Source organism: Alcanivorax sp., assembly GCF_002733835.1.
Classification (GTDB): Bacteria; Pseudomonadota; Gammaproteobacteria; order Pseudomonadales; family Alcanivoracaceae; genus Alcanivorax.
This window is the reverse complement of record NZ_NVWY01000021.1, coordinates 23458-33365: the sequence shown is the minus strand read 5'-3', so window position 1 is coordinate 33365 and position 9908 is coordinate 23458. Positions and strand designations below refer to the sequence as shown.

General features: G+C 59.6%; 7 protein-coding genes. 2 read left to right on the top strand and 5 right to left on the bottom strand.

Features of this window, described 5'->3' with window-relative positions; translation table 11 throughout:
* A partial coding sequence (locus COA55_RS10455) for a hypothetical protein (RefSeq protein ID WP_290502071.1) occupies positions 1 to 184 on the top strand: 184 nt, incomplete at its 5' end.
* 43 nt (positions 185 to 227) lie between these two features.
* Here COA55_RS10455 and guaA read toward each other — a convergent pair.
* The gene (gene guaA / locus COA55_RS10450) at positions 228 to 1799 is read right to left on the bottom strand and encodes a glutamine-hydrolyzing GMP synthase (RefSeq protein WP_063519711.1); all 1572 of its coding nucleotides are present in this window, start codon (positions 1797 to 1799) and stop codon (positions 228 to 230) included.
* A gap of 184 nt (positions 1800 to 1983) precedes the next feature.
* Positions 1984 to 3465 (bottom strand): IMP dehydrogenase, encoded by a 1482-nt coding sequence (gene guaB / locus COA55_RS10445; protein WP_063519710.1) that lies wholly within the window; start codon positions 3463 to 3465, stop codon positions 1984 to 1986.
* A gap of 170 nt (positions 3466 to 3635) precedes the next feature.
* On the opposite strand from guaB, the gene xseA reads away from it, so the two are divergent.
* Entirely contained in the window at positions 3636 to 4982 is a 1347-nt protein-coding gene (gene xseA, locus COA55_RS10440; protein WP_290502068.1) for an exodeoxyribonuclease VII large subunit, read from the top strand.
* Here the strand turns inward: xseA and COA55_RS10435 are convergent.
* From COA55_RS10435 to COA55_RS10425, 3 genes are read right to left on the bottom strand one after another with little or no spacing between them, the layout of a single operon-like run.
* Positions 4939 to 6879 carry an ATP-binding protein gene (locus tag COA55_RS10435; RefSeq protein WP_063537387.1) on the bottom strand — a complete coding sequence of 647 codons (1941 nt, stop codon included), beginning with the start codon at positions 6877 to 6879 and terminating at the stop codon, positions 4939 to 4941. The two genes, xseA and COA55_RS10435, sit on opposite strands and share 44 nt — an antisense overlap.
* Positions 6876 to 7745: a hypothetical protein gene (locus COA55_RS10430; protein ID WP_290502065.1), complete on the bottom strand. Its 870-nt coding sequence runs from the start codon at positions 7743 to 7745 to the stop codon at positions 6876 to 6878. The genes COA55_RS10435 and COA55_RS10430 overlap by 4 nt, the downstream gene beginning before the upstream one ends.
* Positions 7746 to 7749: 4 nt before the next feature.
* Entirely contained in the window at positions 7750 to 9792 is a 2043-nt protein-coding gene (locus COA55_RS10425; RefSeq protein ID WP_290502063.1) for a TonB-dependent receptor, read from the bottom strand.
* Positions 9793 to 9908 lie beyond the last annotated feature (116 nt).

The window sequence follows — 9908 nt, the reverse complement described above, 5'->3', positions numbered from 1 at the left end:
TGGTCATCAAGGGTTTGAGTTTCAAGATTTATCGCACACATCGGGTTTTCTAACAATGCCACCCGTCTTCCTCGATATGACAGAAGAAAACTGGTGTCCAAAAGTAAATGTTTGGCTGGTTCGATTGTGGAATGCGGCAGGATTTCCAGAATGTGAAGATTATGATTCGATTGTCAATGAGTAACTGTTTTTTTACTCGTTATCAATTATGTTATATTGATATCAAATCATTCCCACTCAATCGTCGCCGGTGGCTTGGACGAGATATCGTAGGTCACCCGGCTGATGCCCGGAATTTCGTTGATGATGCGGCTGGAGACCAGTTCCAGGAATTCATAGGGCAGATGCGCCCAGCGGGCCGTCATGAAGTCGATGGTTTCCACCGCACGCAGAGCCACCACATATTCGTAGCGACGGGCATCGCCTACCACGCCCACTGACTTGACCGGCAGGAACACGGCAAACGCCTGGCTGGTCTTGTGGTACAGACCAGCGGCGCGCAGCTCTTCGATGAAGATATGGTCTGCCAGGCGCAAGGTATCGGCATACTCCTTCTTCACTTCGCCGAGGATACGCACACCCAGACCCGGCCCCGGGAAGGGATGGCGGTAGACCATGTCGTAGGGCAGCCCCAGCTCCAGGCCGATCTTGCGCACTTCATCCTTGAACAGTTCGCGCAGGGGCTCCACCAGCTTGAGTTTCATATCTTCCGGCAGGCCACCCACGTTGTGGTGACTCTTGATCACATGGGCCTTGCCGGTCTTGCTGGCGGCGGATTCGATCACATCCGGGTAGATGGTGCCCTGGGCCAGCCAGTTGGCATTCTCCAGTTTGCCCGCTTCTTCGTCGAAAATATCAATAAAGGTATTGCCGATGATCTTGCGCTTCTTCTCCGGATCCGCCTCGCCGGCCAGCTTGCCGAGGAAGTTGTCTTCCGCGTCCACGCGAATCACTTTCACGCCCATGCTGTCGGCGAACATTTCCATGACCTGGTCACCTTCCTGGTGACGCAGCAGGCCGTTGTCCACGAACACGCAGGTGAGCTGGTCACCGATGGCCTTGTGCAGCAGCGCCGCCACCACGGAGGAATCCACCCCGCCGGACAGGCCCAGGATCACTTCGTCGGTACCTACCTGCTCGCGGATGGTGTCGATGGCATCGCTGATGATGTTGCTCGGCGTCCACAGGGCTTCGCAGTCACACAGCTCGCGCACGAAGCGCTCCAGCAGGCGGCCGCCCTGCAAGGTATGGGTCACTTCCGGATGGAACTGGATACCATAGAAGCGCTTTTCGTCGTTGGCCATGCCGGCGATGGGGCAGCTGCCGGTGGTAGCGGTCGCCACGAAACCCGCCGGCATCTCGCCGACACGATCACCATGACTCATCCATACGTCGAGAAATTCCTTACCCTGCTCTTCATGGTCGACGATGCCGTCCAGCAGCGCATTGGCTTCAGCCTTTTCCACGCGGGCGTAACCGAACTCGTGCTTCTCACCGGCGATGACCTTGCCGCCCAACTGCTCGGCCATGGTCTGCATGCCGTAACAGATACCCAGCACAGGAATGCCTGCGTCAAACACGGCCTGCGGAGCGCGGGGCGTCTCTGCTGCCGTCACCGATTCCGGCCCACCGGAAAGAATAATGCCTTTGGGTGCAAACTCGCTGAGCTCTTCAGCGGTCATGTCGAAGGCACGAATTTCGCAGTACACACCGATTTCCCGCACGCGGCGAGCAATCAGCTGAGTGTATTGGGAACCGAAGTCCAGAATCAGGATGCGCTGGGCATGGATGTCTTGCATGGGGTTCTATCCCGCGGTGGTTGCCGACGGCTGGCGCCGGACCTTGTTGGTTACGGGTCTGACGCCGGATGCCTGACGTCGGACGCTTTAAAAGCAAAACGGCCGGAGATGTCTCCGACCGGCTCTGGCGTCAGACGTCCGACCTCGGACATCCGACCCCCTTCAAGTCACAACAGACCCCGAATTACCCCACCGGGTAGTTCGGCGCTTCCTTGGTAATCGTCACATCGTGCACGTGGGACTCTTTCATGCCCGCGTTCGTTACCTTCACGAACTCCGGCTTGGTGCGCATCTCTTCGATGGTGGCGCAGCCGGTGTAGCCCATGGAAGCACGCAGGCCACCCATCAGCTGGTGCACGATAGCGCTCATCGGCCCTTTGTAAGGCACACGCCCTTCGATGCCTTCCGGTACCAGTTTCTCGATGCCGGCAGCAGCATCCTGGAAGTAACGGTCGGAGGAACCGGTGGAGCCAGACATGGCACCCAGCGAGCCCATGCCACGGTAAGCCTTGTAGTAGCCCCCCTGGAACAACTCGACCTCACCCGGCGCTTCTTCAGTGCCGGCCAGCAGGGAACCGATCATGATGGCGCTGGCGCCAGCGGCAACGGCTTTGGAAATATCACCGGAGAAGCGGATACCGCCGTCGGCGATCAAGGGCACGCCGGTGCCTTGCAGCGCCGCGGCCACATCAGAAATAGCCGTAATCTGCGGCACACCAATACCGGCCACGATACGGGTAGTACAGATAGAGCCAGGGCCGATACCCACTTTCACCGCATCGGCGCCAGCGGCCACCAGGTCTTTGGCTGCAGCGGCCGTAGCGATATTGCCGCCGATCACCTGCACTTCAGGAAAGTGTTTCTTCACCCAGGCCACACGGTCGATCACACCCTGAGAGTGACCGTGTGCAGTATCCACCACGATCACATCCACCCCGGCTTCCACCAACGCAGCAACGCGCTCGTCGGTGCCGGCCCCGGTGCCCACTGCAGCGCCCACACGGAGGCGGCCCTGGGAATCCTTGCAGGCATTGGGGTATTTGGCCGCTTTCTCGATGTCCTTCACGGTGATCATGCCGCGCAGATCGCCGGCAGCGTTCACCACAATGACTTTCTCGATGCGATGCTTGTGCAGCAGTGCCTGAACTTCATCAGCGCCAACACCTTCCTGCACTGTCACCAGCCGGTCCTTGCCGGTCATGATGTCTTTCACGCACTGGTCGTAGTTGGTGATGAAACGGGTGTCGCGGCTGGTGACAATGCCGACCACCTTGTCACCTTCTCCGTTTTTCTCAACCACCGGAACGCCGGAAATGTTGTTCGCATCAGTGATGCGGATCAATTCGGCAACCGTGGTATCAGGGCTGACGGTAATCGGGTCTTTGACCACACCGGATTCGTATTTCTTGACCATGCGTACATTACGCGCCTGGTCTTCGATATCCATGCTTTTATGGAGGATACCGACGCCCCCTTCCTGCGCCATGGTAATGGCCAGGCGATGCTCGGTAACCGTATCCATGGCTGCGGATACCAGGGGAATGTTAAGAGCGATGTCCCGAGTCAATTTGGATTTCAGGGACACGTCCTTGGGCAGCACATTGGAATGGGCAGGCACAAGCAAAACGTCATCAAACGTTAATGCTTCTTGGGCAATTCTGAGCATATTGCACCGTAGGAAGTGAGGGGGGAGCCTGGCGGATGCCACCGGGCGGAGCGGCAGCACCCAGAATGAGACAGGCACCCCGTTAAATTAAGCGGGCGATTATACGACATTACCGGCTAACCACACAATCACCGCTGGCAGGGTTCAAAAAAACGGGCTACCCTCCCGCGATGACCATTTCATCCCGCGCCGAACCGCTGTCTATCAGCCAGTTGAACCTGGATGCCCAGGGCCTGCTGGAAAGCTCTTTCCCCCTGATCTGGCTACAGGGCGAACTGTCCAACTTTTCCCGTCCGGCCTCCGGCCACTGGTACTTCAGCCTGAAAGACACGCGTGCCCAGATTAATGGGGCCATGTTTCGAAATCGCAACAGGTTGCTGGATTTCTCACCCCAAAACGGCCAGCAGGTACTGGTGCGCGCCAAAATCACCCTGTATGTGCCCCGCGGCAATTTCCAGATTGTGGTCGAACACATGGAGCCCGCCGGCCAGGGCGCCCTCAAGGCCCAGTTCGACGCGCTCAAGGCCCAACTTCAGAGCGAAGGGCTGTTCGCCCAGGAACGCAAACAGGCACTGCCTGCCTGGCCCAACCAGATTGGGGTAATCACCTCCCCCAGTGGCGCTGCCATTCGCGATATTCTCCAGGTACTGCAACGGCGTTGTCCGTCTATCCCTGTGGTGATTTATCCGGCAGCGGTGCAGGGTGCCGATGCGCCGGCACAGCTGCGCAAGGCGCTGGAACTGGCGGTGACACGCAACGAATGCGACGTGCTGATTATTGGTCGGGGCGGCGGGTCTCTGGAAGATTTGTGGGCCTTCAACGACGAAGCCCTGACCCGGGCGGTCGCCGAGTGCCCCATTCCCATTGTCTCTGCCGTGGGCCATGAGGTGGACACCGGGCTGACCGATTTTGCCGCCGATCTGCGCGCTCCGACCCCTTCCGCCGCCGCGGAACTGGTGAGCCCTGACCTGTCGGTGGTCAGCCAGCGTCTTGCCGGCCTGCACCGGCGGTTGCGATGGGTCATGGCGCAACAGCTCCGCACCCCACAGGAACGCCTGCGCCATCTGAGCCAGCGGCTTCGCTCCCCTCGCCAGCACCTTGAGCAAAGCAGCCAGCGACTGGATGAATTGCTCAATCGCCTGCAACGACAGATGCAGCACCGCCTCACTCTACTCCATGGCCGCCTGCAGCCCAGCCAGCAACGCCTGGCGCGGCTATCACCAGAGCGGCTTCTGCTGGACCGCCAGCACCAGCTGGCAGCCCTGAACAAGCGATTGCCACAACCCATACAGCGGCAGATTCAACAACAGCAAGTGCAGCTGGCCGGGCTGAGTAAGCGCCTGCAAACAGCCAGCCCGCTGGAAACCCTGGCGCGGGGATACAGCATTACCTTCAAGGGAGAGGATGCGGTGCGCTCTGTAAACCAATTACAGGCTGGTGACACCCTGACCACCCGACTGGTCGACGGCGAAGTTACTGCCCGGGTGGAACACGTCCAGGAGTCAGATACGGACTGAGCACCCGCGCCAACTGCTGGCGACGAAATGGCTTGGCCAGGTGGGAATTCATCCCCACCGCCAGGCAACGTTCGCGTTCCTCATGCATGGCATTGGCGGTCAACGCCACCACCGGCATGGGCGCCCGGCCCTGTTCCCGCTCCCACTGTCGCAATTGCCGGGTGGCCTCCAGGCCATCCATTATCGGCATCTGCACGTCCATGAGAATGCAATCAAAGTCTCGCTGGCGCGCTTTTCCCAGCGCCTCCTCACCATTGCTTGCCGTCACCACGGTGACGCCCATTTGCTCAAGAATCCGCCGCGCCACCATGGCATTGACCACATTGTCTTCCACCAGCAGCACCAACCCATGCAGGACATGTTGCTCCGGTTCAATCGGGCTGGCCGGCCCCGCCGGCCCACTGTCCGCCGGCTGCTCACGGCACAACAGGCGCAACGACAGCGTAAAGACACTGCCCTCGTCCTCCCGGCTACCTACTGACAGGGTGCCACCGAGCATTTCACTGAGTTTGCGCGCAATCGCCAGCCCCAGCCCGGTGCCACCAAAACGGCGCGAGGTGGAGGAATCAATCTGTGAGAACGCCTTAAACAGGCTTGAACGTTTGGACTCTGGAATACCAATACCGGTATCGGCCACAGCAACACTCAGGTCCAGCCAGTCTCCCCGAACCGGCAGCACCGATACGGTGACAGTGACGCCCCCTTCCTGGGTAAACTTCACCGCATTGGAAATCAGATTACTGAGCACCTGGCGCAACCGGGTCGGGTCACTCCTCGCCACCCTGCCTGCCAGCACTTCGTCGCCCTCAAGGCGCAGATACAGCCCCTTGCTTTCCGCCACATAACGAAAAGTAGCAACACAGTTCTGCAGCAGGGGGCGCAATTCGAAGAATGACGGGTCCAGGTCCATGCGCCCGGCTTCGATACGCGAAAAATCGAGGATATCGTTAATCACATCCAGCAGATGACCGGTGGATTCCAGCGCTGCTTCGGTGTATTCGTGCTGCTCCTCGTTCTGGGCCGTTTCTTCCAGTAATTGCAGCATCCCCAGCACACCATTCATGGGGGTGCGCAGCTCGTGGCTCATCATGGCCAGGAAATCGCTTTTGGCCTGGCTGGCGGTTTCCGCCTGACGATGGGCTTGCTGCAATTCTGTCATGGCCACCTGCTGCGTGTGCCGGGCGCCTTCCAGCGCGCCGGCCAGCTCGTTGATATTGTCCTGCAGTTCGCCCAACTCACCCTGCAAACGGCTGTTGCCCCGCACAGAGTATTCCCCCTGGCGCAGGGTCCGCAGCAGACCCGACAGGTAACCCAGTGGTGCGGCAATCTGGCGCGCCAGATAGTGGGCAATCCAGAGCCCCAGGATCATGGCGAAGAAGGCAGGAATCATGCTGGCCAGCAAAATTTCCTTTTGCCGTGCCAACAATCGGGCACTGGACATGCCAAGCACCACCTCTCCAATGCGGTCGGGTCTGTCATCGCGCTCCACCGGGCCCTCCAGCATGCCTTCTGGTGCCACCGCCTGACGATAAATGCCGGAATGAAATTCGATGATCTCGTTGTTGCTTTCCTCGCGGTCTCGCCCCTCATACAGCAGCACCTGACCATCACCATCGCGAAACACCACGTACTGCAGATCCGCCCGCTGCATGGCCAGCTGAGCCTGGCGGCGCAAGTCCGTGTAATTGCCCGCCAATACGCCGTATTCCGACGCCGAAGCAATCTGCTGAGCCAAAAAACTGCCCAGTTCATGCAGGTCCCGATCCGCGTCCTCAAAGCGCTGCCACGTTAATGCCACCAACAACAGGCCCAGCATGAACAGTGCAGGAACCAGCCCCAGAACTTGCAATTGCTTGCGAATCCCAGGGCCTTTGCGCGGTACATCGGCACGCGTCATGGCGCCCCCCCGGCTTTTTGCAGGGCATCCTGAAGTGCCCCACTATCCCGATAATGCATGTCAAAACTGCTGGCAACGTGCTCATTGACCACCACCGACGGGCGAGACACAAAGGCAGAGGCACCCCACTCGCCCGTGTCAGCAAAAACACGCAGCCGCTGAACCGCTTCGCTGACCAGATCGCTACCGCTGGCATAGTACGATGCCACGCTGCCCGCATTCACAAATGTCAGGTCCGGGCCAAACACTGGCCTGCGTTGGCGGTAGCTGGTCAACAACACCAGCTTGGCGGCATCTGGCCCGAGCAGAGCGTCGTCCACCGGAAGCACAATGGCGTCGAGATGATTGAGATTCTCACGCAGGGTGTCACCCAGGTCCCGAGCATTTTTGACCGGCAGCAACTCCAGCTTGAGCGCCCCGCGAAAACCACGCACCAGCTCGGCAGGCCAGACGCTGTCCGCCCCCAGTACCACGCCAACCCGGCGGGCCAGAGGCATCATGGTCCGCACCAACTGCAACTGATTCGCCAGGCTGACCCCCGCCCAGATCGCCGCACACCGGTACCCCTCTTGCACGGCCTTTTCACTCAAGGCACGGCTGACATGGACCCCCAACAACGGTTTTCCCTGGGCCATGGCACGGGTAAAGGCGGCATCGCCGAGGGCAACCAGTACATCCGCCGCCTCGGGCTCATCGACGACACGCAGGTTCGCCGGCAGATCCTGCGCCAGCGAAAGCACAAACACATCCTTGAAGGGGCTGGGCTCAGCCAGTACGTGTACGGTTTGCGCCGGCGAGGACAACGCACCGCCAGCCGTTGCCAGCAACAAAAGAAGAACCAGTGCGCGTCCATGCCTGCTTTGCATCCGGCTATATCCTCACCGTCACACCCAGCCACATTCGATCTTGCTGGTAGTGATTCTCTGCAAAAACCACCGGGGCCTTATTGAGCCCATGCTGAACAACTGCCCGCCATTCCAGCTCCGTGGGGCCGGCACGGTGGCGAAAGCGGAGCTGCACGTCCGCACGCTCAAAAACGTTATCGTTATAATCATTGGACAGATAATACGCGGATGAAAACGCCCATTGGCGGCTGAACTGCCACGACCACAGGGCACTGCCAGAATCCCGGGCAGCCAGACGCCGCTCGGTCTTCACGTTAGTGTCGGTGTGAATGTGGGCGCCGGTAACACGGAATAAATGCGATACACTCGGGCGCCAGGAGAGCTGGGCTTCTGTGCCCTGATGGTTGACCCACCCTTCGTTGCTCGGTTCAAATTCAAACGGATTGAGTGCCGTGCTCAGCAGGTTCGTCAGGCTTTCCTGAAAATAGCGCACATCCAGTTCTATCGCAGAAAACTGCCCGTAATAGCCAACCTCCCAGGAACGGATGCGCTCCGGCTCAAAAGTGCCAGGGCTTTGCTGGGTCACAAAAAAGTACGCCGGCGCCCAGCCCAGCAACGCCTTGGTATTATCCGCAAACGGCGGTGACAGGGTTTGCGCCTGAATATTGATATTGGCACGCTCTTCATAGATATCCGGTGTGCGCAGCGCTTCGGAATACACATAACGCAGATGGTGGCCCGGGAGCAGCCGCCAGTTAACGCCGGCGCGGGGGCTGAAATGATCACCGCTGATCTGGTCTCGCTCCCAATAGCCGCCCAGGTTAACCGTTACCGGATCAAGAACATCCAGCGCCAGATTGCCAAAAAAACGGTAGCTGATATTGTCTTGCGTGCCCCCCAGATAGCTGTCGGACTGTACCCGGTCATGGCGGATTTCTGCCCCACTGACCAGTCGTGCCCAGCGAGTCAGCTGCAGGGTATCCTGAATTTCCAGGTCATAACGCACCTCCTGAATATCCAGCTCACTGCCGGCACAGAAAGGCGCACCGGCACCCTGCAAGGTCAGATAACGGTTAGTGGCATCGGCATCCGCCGGAAAGGCCGCAAAAGTCGCCCCCATGTCGCTGCCATTCTGCAAATACAAATCGCGCAGTTCCTGACTGAAGAACAGGCCGCCCCCGGGCCCGGTCTGGCCGGTCACAGGGTCCCGATAACAGACATTAAAGTCGGTGATTTCCTGATTGTACTGGCCGTAAGTATGGACCTGCAGCTGATGGGTCCGGCTGAAATTGTGCTGCCATTGCAGCGACACAAATGCCCGCTCGCCTTTCTGCACCGGGTCGCCCTGGTATTCGCCAATATCGGCAACACCCGCTTCCTGCTGGCGCTCCAGGCGGCTGCGGCTACCACCGGCCTGCACCATGAGCGTATTGCGGGCATCTGCGTCCCAGACCCACTCGGTGTTGAGCGTCTCAATGCGCTTGCCATCCGGCAGGCTCTCGCCTTCGAAGGGCTCGTCATAGCCGTTATCTGCCCGTCGCGACACGGAAGCACGCAGCGCCCCGTTTTCCAGCCGGTGAACACCAAGCAGATGCGCATCGCGGATACCATTATTGCCGCCCTGTACGGTCACGCCGCTCTTGCTGATATCCCGTGGGTCACGGGTAATAATGTTGATCACGGCAGTGAAAGCGTTGGCACCATACGCGGCAGCCGCCGGACCACGGGTAACCTCAATACGTTCCACATCGCGGATATCCACCGGCATGTCGTTCCAGCTCACCCGGGACAGGCCCGGCTGATACTGACTGCGACCATCAAGCAACACCAGCATGCGCCGCTGATCGCGGGCCTGGGTGGGGTGGTAGGCTACCGAAGGGACATTGCCGTCCACCTTCACCGCAGCCATACCCGGGACCAGTTTCAGGACTTCATACAGCTCGCGGGCACCGCTGGCTTCGATCAGCGTGCGGTCAATCACTGTGACACTGGCAGGGGCCTCGGATTGAGGCTGACTCACGCGGGCAGGGGTAAGAACCATGGCGGGCTGCTGGGCCGGTTCCATCATTGGTTCTATCGCTTGCGCAGACGCGCAAAACACGCCTAAACAACCGGCTATCCCCCAATACCCCCAGCGTTTGATAACGCATCCTCCGTGTTGCCTGCCCCGGCCTCCTTCCTTGC

Coding starts and splice junctions, on each gene's coding strand:
- guaB (WP_063519710.1), bottom strand. CDS start 3,465: ATGCTCAGAATTGCCCAAGAAGCATTAACGTTTGATGACGTTTTGCTT.
- COA55_RS10425 (WP_290502063.1), bottom strand. CDS start 9,792: ATGATGGAACCGGCCCAGCAGCCCGCCATGGTTCTTACCCCTGCCCGC.
- COA55_RS10430 (WP_290502065.1), bottom strand. CDS start 7,745: ATGCAAAGCAGGCATGGACGCGCACTGGTTCTTCTTTTGTTGCTGGCA.
- COA55_RS10435 (WP_063537387.1), bottom strand. CDS start 6,879: ATGACGCGTGCCGATGTACCGCGCAAAGGCCCTGGGATTCGCAAGCAA.
- xseA (WP_290502068.1), top strand. CDS start 3,636: ATGACCATTTCATCCCGCGCCGAACCGCTGTCTATCAGCCAGTTGAAC.
- guaA (WP_063519711.1), bottom strand. CDS start 1,799: ATGCAAGACATCCATGCCCAGCGCATCCTGATTCTGGACTTCGGTTCC.